Here is a 16,127-nt window from a genome sequence, read left to right on the forward strand (position 1 = left end):
CCGTACGGCATCCTTCCGACGACACGGGAGAACTCCATGGCCGAGCCACGCTTCACCCCGCTCCGAGAGCGACATGAGTCGCTGGGGGCGTCCTTCACGGATTTCGGCGGCTGGCAGATGCCGGTGCGCTACACCTCCGACCTCGCCGAGCACCACGCCGTGCGTCAGGCCGCAGGTCTCTTCGACATCTCGCACATGGCCGAGTTCACCGTCGACGGCGCGGATGCCGCCACCTACCTCGACTATGCGCTCGCCGGGCGCCTCTCGACGATGTCGGTCGGCAAGGCGAAGTACTCGCTCCTGCTCGCCGAAACGGGCGGCATCATCGACGACGTCATCGTGTACCGGCTCGCCGAGGATCGCTTCCTGATCATCTCGAACGCCGGGAATCGGGATGCCGTCGCCGCGGCTCTCCCGCAGCGCGTCGGTGCATTCGACGTCGCGGTCGAGGACGTGTCGGACTCCTATGCGCTGATCGCGGTGCAGGGGCCTGCATCCGAGGCGATCGTCTCGACGATCGACGGCATCACTCAGGTCGGCACCCCATGGGCGGAGCAGAAGTACTACGCCTGGACCGACGCGCTCTTCTCAGGCCAGCCCCTGCTCATCGCCCGCACCGGGTACACCGGCGAAGACGGGTTCGAGCTGCTCGTCCGCAGCGACGACGCCGCAGCTCTGTGGGATGCCGCGCTCGCCGCGGGCACGCCGCACGGACTCGTCCCGGCCGGTCTCGCCGCCCGTGACACGCTGCGCCTCGAGGCGGGCATGCCGCTGTACGGCCATGAGCTCTCCCTCGACACGAAGCCTGCGCAGGCGGGACTGGGCCGTGTCGTGGCATCCGACAAGGACGACTTCGTCGGCAAGCCCGGCGCGGCTGCCGCCGATGACGCCCGCGTACTCGTGGGGCTCACCGCCGAGGGCAAGCGCGCCGGCCGTGCCGGGTACGGGGTCGTCGCCGATGACGGCACAGTGCTCGGCGAGATCACCAGCGGGGCGCTCAGCCCCACGCTCGGCCACCCGATCGCGATGGCCTACCTCGACCCCGCATTCGCCGAAGCGGGAACCACCGTCAACCTGGATGTGCGCGGGACGAAGATCCCCGCGACCGTGACCGCCCTGCCTTTCTACCGGAGGAAGAAATGACCGATCTCAGCGCTCTCAAGTACACCGACGAGCACGAATGGCTCGCCGTCGACGGCACCACCGCGACTGTCGGCATCACCGACTACGCCGCTGACAAGCTCGGCGACGTCGTCTTCGTCGAACTGCCGGCCGTCGGCACCGAGATCACGGCGGGCTCCGTCGTCGGAGAGATCGAGTCGACCAAGTCGGTCGGCGAGCTCTACGCCCCGCTGGCCGGCACGGTCGTCGAGGTCAACGACGCGGTCGTGGACGACCCTTCGCTCGTGAACGCCGAGCCCTTCGAGGGCGGCTGGCTCATCAAGTTGACGATCGCCGACGGCGCCGCCGACGAGCTGCTCGACCGTGACGCGTACACCGCGCTGACGGAGGGTTGATCGCCGTCGTGACCGCCTTCGCCGATCGCCACATCGGAACCACCGCCGAGACCCAGCGCATCATGCTCGAGGCGCTCGGGCTCGCCCCCGACGCCGATGACATCAGTGCAATCGAGACGCTGATGCGCCAGGCGGTTCCGGGCTCCATCTACACCGACCCGACGTCGGATACGCGTATCCCGCATGCCGCCACCGAGGCTGAGGCGCTCGCCGAGCTGCGCGGCTTCGCGTCCCGCAACACGGTGAACACGCCGATGATCGGCCTGGGCTACTACGGCACGATCACCCCGAGCGTGATCCAGCGGAACGTGCTCGAGAATCCGTCCTGGTACACGGCCTACACGCCGTACCAGCCGGAGATCTCGCAGGGGCGCCTGGAGGCGCTGATCAACTTCCAGACCATGGTCGCCGACCTCACCGGCCTCACGACCGCGAACGCGTCGATGCTCGACGAGTCCACCGCGGTCGCCGAAGGGATGCTGCTGGCGCGCCGCGCCTCGAAGTCGAAGTCTCCGGTCTTCGTGGTGGATGCCGACGCCTTCGCGCAGACCAAGGCGCTGCTCGCCACCCGCGCGGAGGCGCTGGGCATCGAGCTCGTCGAGCGCAACCTGTCCGGCGGTGAGCAGCTGCCCGACGAACTGTTCGGCGTGTTCGTGCAGTACCCCGCGGCATCCGGTCTCGTCTGGGATCCCAGCGCCGTCATCGACGCAGCCCACGTCGCCGGCGGCCTCGCGGTCGTCGCCGCCGACCTGCTCGCGCTCACCCTGATCGCCTCGCCGGGCTCGCTCGGCGCCGACGTCGCGGTGGGCACGACTCAGCGCTTCGGCGTTCCGATGGCGTTCGGTGGCCCGCACGCCGGCTACATGGCCGTGCGTCAGGGGCTCGAGCGCCAGCTGCCCGGCCGCCTGGTCGGCGTCTCGGTGGATGCCGACGGCAAGCCGGCGTACCGACTGTCACTGCAGACGCGTGAACAGCACATCCGTCGCGAGAAGGCCACGTCGAACATCTGTACCGCGCAGGTGCTGCTGGCCGTCATGGCGTCGATGTACGCGGTCTATCACGGCCCGGACGGGCTCGCGGGCATCGCTCGGAACGTGGCGTTGCGCGCGTCGATGCTGCGCGACTGGCTGGTGGAGGCGGGTGCGGACGTCGTGCACGAGGCGTTCTTCGACACCGTCGAGGTGCACGCAGCGGATGCCGCCGGCATCGTCGCCCGCGCGCACGACGAGTTCGGCATCCTGCTGCGCCTGACGGACGACGGCACGGTCGGCATCTCGGTGGACGAGACGACGGATTTCACCGCCTTGCACCGCGTCGCGCTGCTGTTCGGCGGCAAGGAGGAGCGTTCGTTCGGATTCCTCGGCGGCGGCTCCCACGGTGCCCTTCCGGCATCCCTCATCCGTAAGGACGAGTACCTCACGCACCCGGTGTTCCACGTGCACCGTTCGGAGACCGCCATGATGCGGTACCTGAAGGGCCTCGCCGACCGTGACTACGCGCTCGATCGCGGCATGATCCCGCTGGGCTCGTGCACCATGAAGCTCAACGCGGCCACCGAGATGGCATCCATCACCTGGCCGGAGTTCGCGCAGATCCACCCGTTCGCGCCGGAGTCCGACGTCGCCGGATACCTCGAGATGATCGACCAGCTCGAGGGCTGGCTGGCCGAGGTCACCGGATACGACGCGGTCTCGCTGCAGCCGAACGCCGGTTCGCAGGGCGAGCTCGCCGGGCTCCTCGCGATCCGCGGCTATCACCTCGCGAACGGCGACGAGCACCGCACCGTGTGCCTGATCCCGTCGTCCGCGCACGGCACCAACGCGGCATCCGCTGTCCTCGCCGGAATGAAGGTCGTCGTCGTCGCATGCGACGAACTCGGCAACGTCGACCTCGACGACCTGCGGGCGAAGATCGCCGCGCACGCCGACGAGATCGCGGCGCTGATGATCACCTACCCGTCCACGCACGGCGTGTACGAGCAGGATGTCGTCGAGATCACCTCCGCCGTGCACGAGGCCGGCGGTCAGGTGTACGTCGACGGCGCGAATCTCAACGCGCTGCTGGGCTTCGCCCGCTTCGGCGACCTCGGCGGCGACGTCTCGCATCTGAACCTGCACAAGACGTTCGCGATCCCGCACGGCGGCGGCGGGCCTGGCGTCGGCCCTGTCGCGGCGAAGGCCCACCTCGCGGAGCATCTGCCCTCGCACCCGCTCGCGCAGCGTGCGACGCACGCCGGCGGGTTCGAGTTCGCCGGTGGACCGGTGTCGGCTGCGCCGTACGGGTCGGCCGGCATCCTGCCGATCTCGTGGTCGTACGTCCGCATGATGGGCGCGGAGGGGCTGCGGGATGCCACGGCCGCAGCCGTCCTGTCGGCGAACTACATCGCAGCCCGCCTGGGGGAGCACTACCCGGTGCTGTACGCGGGGGAGAACGGCCGGGTCGCGCACGAGTGCATCCTCGACCTGCGGCCGCTCAAGGAAGCCACCGGCATCACCGTCGACGACGTCGCCAAGCGGCTGATCGACTACGGCTTCCACGCGCCGACCATGTCGTTCCCGGTTCCCGGGACGCTGATGGTGGAGCCGACCGAGTCGGAGGACCTGGGCGAGATCGACCGGTTCGTCGAGGCGATGGTCATGATCAAGGCCGAGGCGGATCGGGTCGCGTCGGGCGAATGGCCCGACGACGACAACCCGCTGGTGAACGCCCCGCACACGGCCGTCTCGCTCATCTCGGGGGAGTGGGGCCACGCGTACACGCGCGAGGATGCCGCGTATCCCGTGAAGTCGCTGGTCGCGACGAAGTACTGGCCGCCGGTGCGCCGGATCGACCAGGCCTACGGCGACCGCAACCTCGTCTGCGCCTGCCCGCCGATCGAGGCTTTCGCCTAGGAGACTGCCCGTTCCGAGGTCCCCTGCTGCCCGCTGCAGCAGGGGACCTCGTCGTTTCGGCGGGATCTCGCGGCGGTTTCGCAAATATGGCGAGTCAGTAACGGTTCATTAACGGAGCTGTCGCCACGTTGTAACGTCACGTAGCCTCTGGTGTATCCGGTGCGTCCGAAGCCGACGCGCCCTGGACCTGTCCACAGGAGGACACAACAATGAAGCGAAACAAGATCACCCTCGCCGGGGTGGGCCTGCTCTCGGCCAGCGCACTCATGCTGGCCGGTTGCGCCAGCGGTAACGACGACGCCGGTACCGGCGAGACCGAGGGTGACGCCACAGCGATCATCTCGGTGAACGGCTCGGAGCCGCAGAACCCGCTGATCCCGACCAATACCAACGAGGTCGGCGGCGGCAAGATCCTCGACGCCATGTTCGCAGGGCTCATCGGCTACGCCGCAGACGGCTCGGTGTTCAACGACGTCGCCGAGGAGATCACGGTCGACGACCCGCAGAACCTCACGGTGAAGATCCGCGAAGGCCTGACCTTCACGGACGGTGAAGAGGTCACCGCAGACAACTTCATCAAGGCGTGGAACTACGGTGCACTCGCCTCGAACGAGCAGCTCTCCAGCTACTTCTTCGAGGACATCGAGGGCTTCAGCTACGACGAGGACTCCGAACTCTCCGGCCTCGAAGAGGTCGACGAGTACACCTTCACGATCGCGCTGAACAAGCCGGCGTCGGACTTCGCCCAGCGCCTGGGCTACTCGGCGTACTACCCGCTGCCTGACGTCGCCTTCGAGGACATCGCGGCCTTCGGCGAGAGCCCGATCGGCAACGGTCCCTACATGCTCGAGGGCGAGGGAGCCTGGCAGCACGATGTCGGGATCAACCTCGTCACGAACCCCGACTACGACGGCCCGCGCACTCCCGCGAACGGCGGCCTGGACATCAAGTTCTATGCCTCGCAGGATGCCGCGTACGCAGACCTGCAGGCCGGCGAGCTCGATGTTCTCGACGCCATCCCGGACTCCGCGTTCGAGACCTTCGAGTCCGACCTGGGCGACCGCGCGGTGAACCAGCCGTCAGCCGTCTTCCAGTCGTTCACGATCCCGGAGCGCCTCGAGCACTTCGGCGGCGAAGAGGGAAACCTGCGTCGTCAGGCCCTGTCCATGTCGATCAACCGTGAGGAGATCACCGACGTGATCTTCCAGGGCACCCGTACCCCGGCCAGCGACTTCACCTCGCCGGTCATCGACGGCTGGTCCGACTCGCTCGAGGGCGCCGAGGTTCTGGCGTACGACCCCGAGAAGGCCAAGGAGCTGTGGGCAGAGGCTGACGCGATCAGCCCGTGGAGCGGCGAGTTCCAGATCGCTTACAACGCCGACGGCGGCCACCAGGCCTGGGTCGACGCGACCGTGAACTCGATCAAGAACACGCTGGGCATCGACGCATCGGGCGCACCGTACCCGACGTTCGCAGAGCTCCGCGGCGAGGTCACCGACCGCGTGATCGAGACCGCGTTCCGCACCGGCTGGCAGGCCGACTACCCGGGCCTGTACAACTTCCTCGGCCCGCTCTACGCGACCAACGCCGGCTCCAACGACGGTGACTACTCCAACCCCGAGTTCGACGAGCTGCTCTCGCAGGGCATCTCCGCCACTGACGCGGAAGAGGCCAACGGCCTGTTCCAGCAGGCTCAGGAGGTGCTGCTGCGGGACCTCCCGGCGACGCCGCTGTGGTACTCGAACGTCGTCGGCGGTTTCGGCGAGACGGTCGAGAACGTGGAGTTCGGCTGGAACTCGGTGCCGCTGTACGAACAGATCACCAAGATCGGCTGACACTGACAGGCGACGAGGCGGTGGTGAAGACCACCGCCTCGTCGCCCTGTGCGTCCCCTACCCGAAGGGAGGTCGAGGGTGGCTCTTTACATCCTCAAGCGGATCTTGCAGGCGATTCCGGTGTTTTTCGGCGCCACCCTGCTGATCTATTTCATGGTCTTTGCGATGCCCGGCGATCCGATCGCCGCGCTTTTCGGCGACCGCACGCCGAACCCGGCTCTGCTCGAGCGACTGCGTGAGCAGTATCATCTCGATCAGCCGTTCATCGTGCAGTACTTCTACTACATCGCCGGCATCTTCCGGCTCGACTTCGGTATCAGCTTCTCCGGTCAGCCCGTGATCGAGATCCTGGCCCGTACGTTCCCCGTCACCCTGCGTCTGGCAGTGATGGCGATCGGCATCGCGTTCATCCTCGCCATCGTCATCGGTCTGTTCTCGGCACTCGGTAAGGGCGGCATCTTCGACAACTCGATGCTCGTCATCGCGCTCATCTTCGTAGCCGTGCCGATCTTCGTGCTCGCGTTCCTCGCGCAGTACTTCCTCGCCGTGCAACTGGGCTGGTTCAGACCGACAGTCGGTGCGCGCAATGACTGGGGTGATCTCTGGCTGCCCGCCATAGTGCTCGGGTTCAGCGTGTACGCGACGAGCATGCGCCTCACCCGCAGCTCCACGATCGAGACGCTCAATCAGGACTGGGTTCGCACCGCCTACAGCAAGGGGCTGCCGCGCGAGCGGGTCATCCCCGTGCACGTGCTGCGCAACTCGCTGATCCCGATGGTCACCGACCTCGGTACCGTGTTCGGCATCCTGATGGTGGGTGCGACCGTCACCGAGGGAATCTTCAACGTTCCCGGCGTCGGCAACACCTTGTATCAGGCGATCATCCGCGGTGAGAACCCCACCGTCGTGTCGTTCGTGACAGTGTTCGTCGTCGTCTACGTGTTCATCAACATCGTCGTGGACCTGTTCTACGGCCTGCTCGACCCGAGGATCCGTTATGTCTCGTCCTGACGCGCACGTGGAGCACTATGTCGCCCCCGTCGACACCACTTCGGTGCCGGTCGACGTCGTTCGCATCGATGCCAAGCGCAGTAACCTCTGGCTGGATGCCTGGCGCGACCTGCGTCACCGTCCGCTGTTCTGGATCTCGACGGCGTTCGTGCTGCTCGTGGTCATCGTGTCGCTGTGGCCGGGTCTGTTCACGAACGTGGCCCCGAACAACGGCTGCTCGCTCGCGAACAGCAACGGCGGACCCGAGGGCGGTCATCCGCTCGGATTCACCCGCCAGGGCTGCGATGTGTACTCGCGCATCATCTGGGGCACTCGCACCTCGGTCATCGTGGGCGTGCTCGCCACGCTCATCAGCACGATCATCGGTATGGTCATGGGCGCCTTCGCGGGCTTCTACGGCGGATGGCTCGACTCGCTGCTGTCGCGCGTCGGTGACATCTTCTTCACCATTCCGTACATCATCGCCGCCATCGTCGTGATGTCGGTGATGCCGGTGCGCAACGAGATCGTCCTGGCCTTCGCCATCGGCGGGTTCGCCTGGGCATCGACGGCGAGGATCATGCGCGCCGAGGTACTGCGCGTCAAACAGGCGGACTTCGTGATGGGGGCGGAGGCCGTCGGCCTCTCGCGGTTCCGCACGCTGATCTCGCACGTCCTGCCGAACGCAATGGCGCCCGTTATCGTCGTCGCGACCCTCAGCCTCGCGGCTGCGATCGTCGCGGAGTCGGTGCTGTCGTTCCTCGGCGTCGGGCTCGGCGGCAGCACCATGTCGTGGGGCAATGACATCAGCCAGGCGCAGACCAGCATCCGCACGGCGCCGATGGCGCTGTTCTGGCCGTCACTGGCGCTCACGCTCACCGTGCTGGCATTCATCACTCTCGGCGAGCTTCTGCGCGACGCCGTCGATCCGAAGGCGAGGGCACAGCGATGAGCGAACCGCTCCTCAGCATCCGCGACCTCAAGGTCGCCTTCCGCAGCGGCAAGAAGTCCCGCGAGGTTCTGCACGGCGTGAGCTTCGACATCCTCGAGGGTGAGACGCTGGCCATCGTCGGCGAATCGGGGTCGGGAAAGTCGACGACCGCTGCGGCGATCATCGACCTGCTCCCCGGAACCGGAACCGTGACGGACGGAAGCATCACTCTCGGCGGCAAGGAGCTCACCAAGGCCAGCCGCCGAGAGATGGAGCGGATCCGCGGCCGCGAGATCGGCTACGTGCCGCAGGATCCGATGTCGAACCTCAACCCGGTCTGGTCGATCGGCTTCCAGGTCAAGGAGGCCGTGCGGGCGAATGGGCTCGCGCAGGGGCGCAAGGAGATCCACGACCGTGCCGTCGAGGTTCTCGTCCAGGCCGGTCTCAGTGACGCGGCCCGGCGCATGCACCAGTTCCCGCACCAGTTCTCCGGCGGGATGCGCCAGCGCGCGCTGATTGGAATCGGTCTGGCCGCGGATCCGAAGCTGCTGATCGCGGACGAGCCCACCAGCGCGCTGGACGTCACGGTGCAGCGCGTGATCCTCGATCACCTCGCGACGCTGACCAGCGAGCGGGGCACCTCGGTTCTGCTGATCACGCACGACCTCGGCCTCGCGGCTGAGCGCGCCGACCGCATCCTGGTGATGAACCAGGGCGAGATCGTCGAGGCGGGAGCCAGTGCCGAGATCCTCACCAATCCCCGGCATCCGTACACGCAGCGTCTCGTCGCGGCCGCCCCGAGCCTGGCTTCCAAGCGCATCGGAATCACGGCAGCAGCCGGCGAGACGCCGGCGGAGACGGCACCTGCGGTGGTCGAGGTGCGCGAGCTCGTGAAGGACTTCTCGATCCGCACCGGAGGGCTCCGTCACGAGCAGTTCCGCGCGGTCGACGACGTCTCGTTCACGATCCCGCGCGGCAAGACTCTGGCGCTGGTCGGCGAGTCCGGTTCGGGCAAGTCGACCGTCGCGAAGATGCTGCTGCAGCTGGAGAAGCCCACCGACGGTGAGATCCTCATCGACGGGATGCCGACCAGCACGATGTCGCGCGCGGACGTGTTCAAGCTGCGTCGGCGCATGCAGCCGGTGTTCCAGGACCCGTACGGTTCGCTCGACCCGCTGCGCAGCATCGGCAGCCTCATCTCGGAGCCGCTGCACGTGCACGGCATCGGCAGCAAGGACGAGCAGCACAAGCGCTCGCTCGAGCTGCTCGAGCAGGTGGCGCTGCCGCAGGAGCTCGCGTGGCGGTACCCGAACGAGCTGTCCGGCGGACAGCGTCAGCGTGTCGCGATCGCGCGCGCTCTCGCGCTGAAGCCCGACATCGTGGTGCTGGACGAGGCGGTCTCCGCCCTCGACGTGCTGGTTCAGGATCAGATCCTCAACCTGCTCGCCGACCTGCAGCGCGACCTCGGCCTGACGTACCTGTTCATCACGCACGACCTCGCGGTCGTCCGCGTCGCCGCGGATCTCGTGTGCGTGATGGAGAAGGGCCGGATCGTCGAGCAGGGCACGGTGGACGACATCTTCAGCAACCCGCAGGAGGAGTACACCCGGCGACTGCTGGAGGCGATCCCCGGAGCGTCGCTGCCGACGGGCGGCGTCGGCTGATGGCAGGAGCCCGGCCGCCGCGGATCTTCCGGATCACCGGGGCGGCGGGGCTGCTGGTCATCTGCGCCATCGGCACGGTCGCGCTGCTGATCGAGGCGGCGGTGCGCTCGGGCGTCGGCAACATGCTGTTGCTGGCGCCCTGGCCGCTGCTCGTGCTGTGGGCGGTCTACGTCGTGGGCATCGCCTCGGACATCCGCGCCGATGTCACCGGCGTGCAGGTGCAGAACCTGCTGCGTCGCACCTGGGTGCCATGGTCGCGGGTGAAGCGCATCACGATGCGCTGGCAGATCGAGTTGGCCCTCGATGACGGGCGCGTCGTGCGCTGCTTCGGCGGCCCCGGCCGCTCCCGGCCGCGCCGGATCGGCCCCGACCGGACCCGCGAGGACGGCAACGGTGACGCTGCGGACGGCATCGCGAAACTGCAGCGTCTGCGTCTGGAGGCGGAGTCCGCCCCGGATGCCGTCGTGACCAGGTCCTGGGACTGGGCGTCGCTCGCGGCTCTCGGCGTGCTCGCCGTATGGGCCGCCACCGCGATCCTCCTCACGCTCTGACCCCGGCCCCGCCCCGCCAACCAACCCTGCGAGATTGCATTCCGCGGCCGAAACCGCCGGAATTGCGCGCGATCTCAGCCGCGGAATGCAATCTCGGAGTCAGGGGAGGGCGCTAGGGGAGAAGCGGGGCGACCAGCGGGTACCCCACGAAGGCCGCGGCGTCGATGAGGAAGTGCGCCACCAGGAAGGGCAGCAAGCGCCCGCCGCGGGCGAACAGCCAGCCGAACAGCAGTCCCATCGCGAGGTTGCCGATGAACGCGCCCGGTCCCTGGTACAGGTGGTAGCTCGCGCGCAGCACGGAGGTCGCGATGATGATCGGCCACATTCCCCAGCCGAGCTGGCGCAGTCGGAAGAACAGATAGCCGAGGACGACGAACTCCTCCATGATCGAGGCGCGTGCGGCCGAGAGAAGCAGGATCGGCACCGTCCACCAGTGCGCATCGAGTCCACCGGGATCGACGGCGACGAAGAGCCCCAGCATCCGGCCGCCGACGTAGAGCGCGAGCCCAGGGATGCCGATGGCGAGGACGAGCAGGATGCCGTGGCCGACGTCCCGGCCGACGCGCGTGCCGTCCAGCCCGAGCCGGCCCAGGTGCGGGCGGGCGTTCTGCCACAGCAGGAAGCAGACCAGCAGCACCGGCACGATCGAGAAGCCGATCCCGAGCACCTGATAGATGAGATCGAACACCTCGCGGTCGCTGCGCGACGGGTTGAGGGTCGTCGTCTGATCGGCGAGAGGCGTGACGTCGGTCAGCCGGTAGGCGAGCTGGACGATCGAGTAGATCGCCGATTCACCGAGCCCCAGAGCGAGCACGATCGCGATCTCCCACCAGATCCGCCCGCGGGACGGTGCGGAGGTGGAGGAAACCGTCGGTCCCTGAGCTCGTCGAAGGGTCACAGCCCGATGTTACGGGAGCGTTCATATACCTGCTCGGCGGCTGGGCAGCGTGCGTGCGATATCCTGTACCGTCGGCATCCCGGCTCATCCCAACATCCCTTTTAGGAAACCTGCATGGCGCACGCCCTCCGCTCTGACCTCCGCAATGTCGCTATCGTCGCGCACGTCGACCACGGCAAGACCACTCTCGTCGACGCCATGCTCCGTCAGACGGGGTCGTTCGGCGAGCACGCGCACGTCGATGAACGCGCCATGGACTCGAACGATCTCGAGCGCGAAAAGGGCATCACGATCCTCGCGAAGAACACCGCGATCACGTACAACGGCGCCCACACCGACGTCCCGGTCACGATCAATGTGATCGACACCCCCGGCCACGCCGACTTCGGCGGCGAGGTCGAGCGCGGCCTGTCGATGGTCGACGGCGTCGTGCTGCTCGTCGACTCCTCCGAGGGACCGCTGCCGCAGACCCGCTTCGTGCTGCGCAAGGCACTCGAGGCCAAGCTGCCCGTCATCCTGCTGGTCAACAAGACCGACCGCCCCGACGCGCGTATCGTCGAGGTCGAGGCCGAGGCGCAGGACCTCCTGCTCGGACTCGCATCCGACCTCGTCGACGACGTGCCCGACCTCGATGTCGACGCCCTCCTCGACGTGCCCGTCGTCTACGCCTCCGGCCGGGCGGGAGCGGCCAGCCGCAACCGTCCCGAGAACGGCTCACTGCCCGACAACGACGACCTCGAGCCGCTGTTCGAGGCGATCCTCGAGCACATCCCGGCGCCGTCCTACGATGACGAGGCTCCGCTTCAGGCCTGGGTCACGAACCTCGACTCCAGCCCGTTCCTCGGTCGCCTCGCGCTGCTGCGCGTCTTCAACGGCACGCTGAAGAAGGGCCAGACCGTCGCCTGGGTCCGTGCAGACGGCACCACCAGCAACGCCCGGATCACCGAGCTGCTGAAGACCCGAGCGCTGGAGCGCTACCCGGCCGAGTCCGCAGCACCCGGCGACATCGTCGCGATCGCCGGCTTCGAGGACATCACGATCGGCGAGACGATCGCCGACCCCGACGACGTGCGCCCGCTGCCGCAGATCCACGTCGACGACCCCGCCATCTCGATGACGATCGGCACCAACACGTCGCCGCTGATGGGCAAGGTCAAGGGACACAAGCTCACCGCACGCATGGTGAAGGACCGCCTCGACCGCGAGCTCATCGGAAACGTCTCGCTCAAGGTCGTCGACATCGGACGCCCGGACGCCTGGGAGGTCCAGGGCCGTGGTGAGCTCGCTCTCGCCATCCTCGTCGAGAACATGCGCCGTGAGGGCTTCGAGCTCACGGTCGGCAAGCCCCAGGTGGTCACGAAGAAGGTCGACGGCAAGGTTCACGAGCCGTTCGAGCACCTGACGATCGACACTCCGGAAGAGCACCTCGGCGCCATCACACAGCTCCTGGCGAACCGCAAGGGGCGCATGGACAACATGATCAACCACGGCACCGGCTGGGTGCGCATGGAGTTCATCGTCCCCTCGCGCGGCCTCATCGGGTTCCGCAGCGAGTTCATGACCACGACGCGCGGCACCGGAATCGCCAACGCGATCTCGCACGGCTACGACGCCTGGGCCGGTCACATCACCACCCGCCAGAACGGCTCGATCGTGGCGGACCGCTCGGGGGTCGTCACTCCGTTCGCGATGATCGCGCTGCAGGAGCGCATGTCGTTCTTCGTGCAGCCGACGCAGGAGGTCTACGAAGGCATGGTCATCGGCGAGAACTCTCGTGCCGACGACATGGACGTGAACATCACCAAGGAGAAGAAGCTCACGAACATGCGTGCGGCGAGCTCGGACTCCTTCGAGTCGATGACGCCGCCGCGCCAGCTCACCCTCGAGGAGAGCCTCGAGTTCGCTCGTGATGACGAATGCGTCGAGGTGACGCCTGAAGTCGTGCGCATCCGCAAGGTGATCCTCGACCAGACGGTTCGCGGCCGCGAGGCGTCGCGCATGAAGCGCCAGGACGCCAACGCGTAACACCCTCTTTCGTCGAGGCCCCCTCCGGCTGCCGACGCCCCTCCGGCGCACGTCGCCGAGCGGGGGCGCGGATGCTGCGAGGGGGCCTCGTCGTATCCGCGGCGCTCCGGCGGTGTGCTGTACAGGCACGTCCGACTGGGTCTACGGTGTGACCGGAGTGGTGAGGAGCCCATGTGATCCCGACTGACCTGGCAGGAATCGAACAGGCGGTCGCCACCGGCGCGCTGCCGGGCTGGGATCGGGTGGAGGAACTCGTCGTCGAGGCGCACCGTCGCCATTCCGCCGATGATTCCGGAGCGGTAGCCGATTACATACCCCTGCTCGGTGCCGCCGATCCGTCGTTGTTCGGACTCGCGGTGGTCGACGCGTCCGGCGGAGTGCACGACGCCGGAGACGCGCTGCACGAGTTCTCGATCCAGTCGATCTCGAAGATGTTCGTCTACGCCCTGGCCATCCAGGCGCACGGGCACGCGCGGGTGCGCGACATCGTCGGCGTGAACAACACCGGGCTCGCCTTCAACTCGGTCATGGCACTGGAACTCAACGGCGGGCATCCGATGAACCCGATGGTCAACGCCGGCGCGATCGCCACCACCGCGCTCATGACCGGTGCAGATGCCGACGAGAAGTGGGAGCGCATCCGCGACGGACTCTCCGCGTTCGCCGGCCGTGAGCTGCCGTTCGACGACGAGGTCTACCACTCCGAGATGAAGACCAACGAGCGCAACCGCGCGCTCGGCCGCCTGCTCAGCAGTTACGGGCGCCTCACGGGCGACTCGGACGAGATCGTCGACGTCTACACGCGCCAGTGCGCGCTGAACGTCACCGCGCACGATCTGGCGGTGATGGGTGCGACGCTCGCCGACGGCGGTGTCAATCCGGTCACCGGGGAGCGCGTCGTCTCGGCGGACGTCTGCCGCGACACGCTTGCGGTGGTCGCGGCATCCGGTCTGTACGAGCGCTCGGGGGAGTGGCTGTTCGAAATCGGCCTGCCCGCGAAATCGGGTGTGTCCGGCGGCATCGTGGCGGTGTCTCCCGGCAAGGGCGCCGCCGGCGCATTCTCGCCACGCCTGGACAGCGCAGGAAACTCGGTGCGGGCCCAGCTGGCGATCGGGCATCTGTCCCGATCGCTGGGACTGAATCTGTTCGCGTCGGCACCGCAGGCGCGCGACGCGCGGGAAGGACGATGATGACCGAAACCCGGACCGAGGATGCCGCGCTGAAGACATCCTGGCTGCCGATGGTGAGCCTGTTCCTCGCCCAGGTGCTGATGTCGTTCAACGTCGCCGCGCTCCCGATCTCGCTGGGCGGCATGGTTGAGGACTTCGGCGTGCCACCGACCATTGCCAGCTCCACGATCGTCGTCTACGGACTCGCGGTCGCAGCGCTCGTGATGACCGGCGCGAAGCTCGGTCAGCGCGTCGGCTGGGTCTTGATCTTCCGCGTCGTGATCGTGCTGTTCGCCGGGTCGTCCGTGATGATGATCCTCGCCCCGACCGTGGCGTGGGCGATCGCCGGACAGGCCGCGGCAGGAGCGGCCGCGGCGATCATCGTCCCGGCGCTGGTCGCCCTGATCGCGGAGAACTATCGAGGTTCCCAGCAGGCGACTGCGATCGGCGCCCTCGGCTCGGCGCGTGCGATCTCCGGGGTGAGCGCCTTCCTGATCGGCGGTACGCTCGGCACCCTGGTGGGATGGCGACCCGTGTTCATGATCGTGCTCGGCATCGCCGTGGTCGTGTTCATCCTGAGTTTCACCCTGCGCGGGGATCGCGGCAACGCATCGATCCGGATCGATCTCGTCGCGGCTCTGCTGATCGGTGCGGCGATCGTGCTGCTCACCCTCGGATTCAACAACCTCAACACGTGGGGTGCGCTGGCGGCGACTGAAGGAGCTCCGTTCAGCGTATTCGGGCTGTCGCCCGCCCCGCTGTTCATCGTCGTCGGCATCATGCTCGGGCAGGGATTCTTCCTCTGGACGCGGCGGCGGATGGCGAACGGGCGCGTGCCGCTGATCGATCTCAGCATCATCGACTCGCCGCGCGAACGCGCTGCCGTGTACGCGATGTTCATCGTCGTGGCGCTCGAGGCGTGCGTGAACTTCTCTATCCCTCTGTACATCCAGATCGTGCAGGGCCGCACCCCGTTCGACACCTCGCTGGCGATGATGCCGTTCAACCTCACCGTCTTCATCACCGCGACGCTGGTCGTGCGCTTCTACAAGCGCTACCCGCCGCGGACGATCGGCGTGTTCGGCTTCATCCTGACGACCGTCGCCCTCGTCTGGCTGTCGATCGTCGTGAACAACAACTGGGAGACGTTCCCCACCATCCTCGGGCTGTTCGTCTTCGGCGTCGGGCAGGGAGCCCTGGTCACCCTCGTCTTCAACGTTCTGGTCACCGCGGCGCCCGCCGAGCTCGCGGGCGACGTCGGCTCACTCCGTGGCACGACGCAGAACCTCGCCTCCGCCGTCGGGACGGCGGTCGCCGGAGCGCTGCTGGTGTCGGTGCTGGGCATCAGCGTGGGGCGGGCAGTCGTCGAGCATCCTGAGCTGCCCCCGTCGCTCGTCGCGCAGGTGAACATGGACGACGTCAACTTCATCAGCAACGACGACCTGCGTGTGGTGCTCGAGGGAACGGATGCCTCGCCGGAGCAGGTCGACGCGGCCGTTGCAGTGAACGAGGAGTCCCGGCTCAGGACGCTGAAGATCGGACTGCTTATCCTCGCCGGGATCAGCGCGCTGGCGATCCTGCCGGCATCGCGCCTGCCCCGCTACAAGCCGGACGAGATCCCGGACCCCTCGCCGGTCGCAGCCGGCGAGTAACCGC

General features: G+C 67.5%; 12 protein-coding genes. 11 read left to right on the top strand and 1 reads right to left on the bottom strand.

Annotation, left to right across the window (positions count from 1 at the left end):
- Positions 1 to 36 precede the first annotated feature (36 nt).
- From gcvT to MAE01_RS12560, 8 genes are all read left to right on the top strand, one after another.
- On the top strand, positions 37 to 1,143 hold the full coding sequence (gcvT, locus tag MAE01_RS12525) for a glycine cleavage system aminomethyltransferase GcvT (protein WP_147039896.1): 1,107 nt from the start codon (positions 37 to 39) through the stop codon (positions 1,141 to 1,143).
- Entirely contained in the window at positions 1,140 to 1,517 is a 378-nt protein-coding gene (gcvH, locus tag MAE01_RS12530; RefSeq protein ID WP_147039897.1) for a glycine cleavage system protein GcvH, read from the top strand. Before gcvT ends, gcvH begins: the two co-directional genes overlap by 4 nt.
- A gap of 62 nt (positions 1,518 to 1,579) precedes the next feature.
- Positions 1,580 to 4,408 carry an aminomethyl-transferring glycine dehydrogenase gene (gcvP, locus tag MAE01_RS12535; protein WP_229718124.1) on the top strand — a complete coding sequence of 943 codons (2,829 nt, stop codon included), beginning with the start codon at positions 1,580 to 1,582 and terminating at the stop codon, positions 4,406 to 4,408.
- A gap of 209 nt (positions 4,409 to 4,617) precedes the next feature.
- Positions 4,618 to 6,243, top strand: coding sequence for a peptide ABC transporter substrate-binding protein (locus MAE01_RS12540; RefSeq protein WP_147039899.1), 1,626 nt, complete (start codon positions 4,618 to 4,620; stop codon positions 6,241 to 6,243).
- Between the two features lie 78 nt (positions 6,244 to 6,321).
- Positions 6,322 to 7,254 carry an ABC transporter permease gene (locus MAE01_RS12545; protein WP_147039900.1) on the top strand — a complete coding sequence of 311 codons (933 nt, stop codon included), beginning with the start codon at positions 6,322 to 6,324 and terminating at the stop codon, positions 7,252 to 7,254.
- The gene (locus MAE01_RS12550) at positions 7,241 to 8,185 is read left to right on the top strand and encodes an ABC transporter permease (protein WP_147039901.1); all 945 of its coding nucleotides are present in this window, start codon (positions 7,241 to 7,243) and stop codon (positions 8,183 to 8,185) included. The genes MAE01_RS12545 and MAE01_RS12550 overlap by 14 nt, the downstream gene beginning before the upstream one ends.
- Positions 8,182 to 9,828 carry an ABC transporter ATP-binding protein gene (locus MAE01_RS12555; RefSeq protein WP_147039902.1) on the top strand — a complete coding sequence of 549 codons (1,647 nt, stop codon included), beginning with the start codon at positions 8,182 to 8,184 and terminating at the stop codon, positions 9,826 to 9,828. Before MAE01_RS12550 ends, MAE01_RS12555 begins: the two co-directional genes overlap by 4 nt.
- Complete coding sequence (locus MAE01_RS12560; RefSeq protein WP_147039903.1) at positions 9,828 to 10,379, top strand: PH domain-containing protein; 552 nt, start codon at positions 9,828 to 9,830, stop codon at positions 10,377 to 10,379. The genes MAE01_RS12555 and MAE01_RS12560 overlap by 1 nt, the downstream gene beginning before the upstream one ends.
- Positions 10,380 to 10,491: 112 nt before the next feature.
- Here MAE01_RS12560 and MAE01_RS12565 read toward each other — a convergent pair whose 3' ends face one another.
- The gene (locus tag MAE01_RS12565) at positions 10,492 to 11,277 is read right to left on the bottom strand and encodes a CPBP family intramembrane glutamic endopeptidase (protein ID WP_147039904.1); all 786 of its coding nucleotides are present in this window, start codon (positions 11,275 to 11,277) and stop codon (positions 10,492 to 10,494) included.
- Positions 11,278 to 11,391: 114 nt separating this feature from the next.
- On the opposite strand from MAE01_RS12565, the gene typA reads away from it, so the two are divergent.
- The 3 genes from typA (at position 11,392) to MAE01_RS12580 (ending at position 16,123) form a co-directional block, all read left to right on the top strand.
- Positions 11,392 to 13,302: a translational GTPase TypA gene (gene typA, locus MAE01_RS12570; RefSeq protein WP_147039905.1), complete on the top strand. Its 1,911-nt coding sequence runs from the start codon at positions 11,392 to 11,394 to the stop codon at positions 13,300 to 13,302.
- Positions 13,303 to 13,475: 173 nt separating this feature from the next.
- Complete coding sequence (gene glsA, locus MAE01_RS12575; protein WP_147039906.1) at positions 13,476 to 14,492, top strand: glutaminase A; 1,017 nt, start codon at positions 13,476 to 13,478, stop codon at positions 14,490 to 14,492.
- Positions 14,492 to 16,123 carry an MFS transporter gene (locus tag MAE01_RS12580; RefSeq protein ID WP_147039907.1) on the top strand — a complete coding sequence of 544 codons (1,632 nt, stop codon included), beginning with the start codon at positions 14,492 to 14,494 and terminating at the stop codon, positions 16,121 to 16,123. Before glsA ends, MAE01_RS12580 begins: the two co-directional genes overlap by 1 nt.
- The last annotated feature ends 4 nt before the right edge of the window (positions 16,124 to 16,127 follow it).

This window comes from Microbacterium aerolatum (assembly GCF_007988825.1).
In the GTDB taxonomy this organism is placed as follows: Bacteria; Actinomycetota; Actinomycetes; order Actinomycetales; family Microbacteriaceae; genus Microbacterium; species Microbacterium aerolatum.

Coding starts and splice junctions, on each gene's coding strand:
- gcvP (WP_229718124.1), top strand. CDS start 1,580: ATGCTCGAGGCGCTCGGGCTCGCCCCCGACGCCGATGACATCAGTGCA.
- MAE01_RS12555 (WP_147039902.1), top strand. CDS start 8,182: ATGAGCGAACCGCTCCTCAGCATCCGCGACCTCAAGGTCGCCTTCCGC.
- gcvH (WP_147039897.1), top strand. CDS start 1,140: ATGACCGATCTCAGCGCTCTCAAGTACACCGACGAGCACGAATGGCTC.
- gcvT (WP_147039896.1), top strand. CDS start 37: ATGGCCGAGCCACGCTTCACCCCGCTCCGAGAGCGACATGAGTCGCTG.
- typA (WP_147039905.1), top strand. CDS start 11,392: ATGGCGCACGCCCTCCGCTCTGACCTCCGCAATGTCGCTATCGTCGCG.
- MAE01_RS12550 (WP_147039901.1), top strand. CDS start 7,241: ATGTCTCGTCCTGACGCGCACGTGGAGCACTATGTCGCCCCCGTCGAC.
- MAE01_RS12540 (WP_147039899.1), top strand. CDS start 4,618: ATGAAGCGAAACAAGATCACCCTCGCCGGGGTGGGCCTGCTCTCGGCC.
- MAE01_RS12580 (WP_147039907.1), top strand. CDS start 14,492: ATGACCGAAACCCGGACCGAGGATGCCGCGCTGAAGACATCCTGGCTG.
- MAE01_RS12560 (WP_147039903.1), top strand. CDS start 9,828: ATGGCAGGAGCCCGGCCGCCGCGGATCTTCCGGATCACCGGGGCGGCG.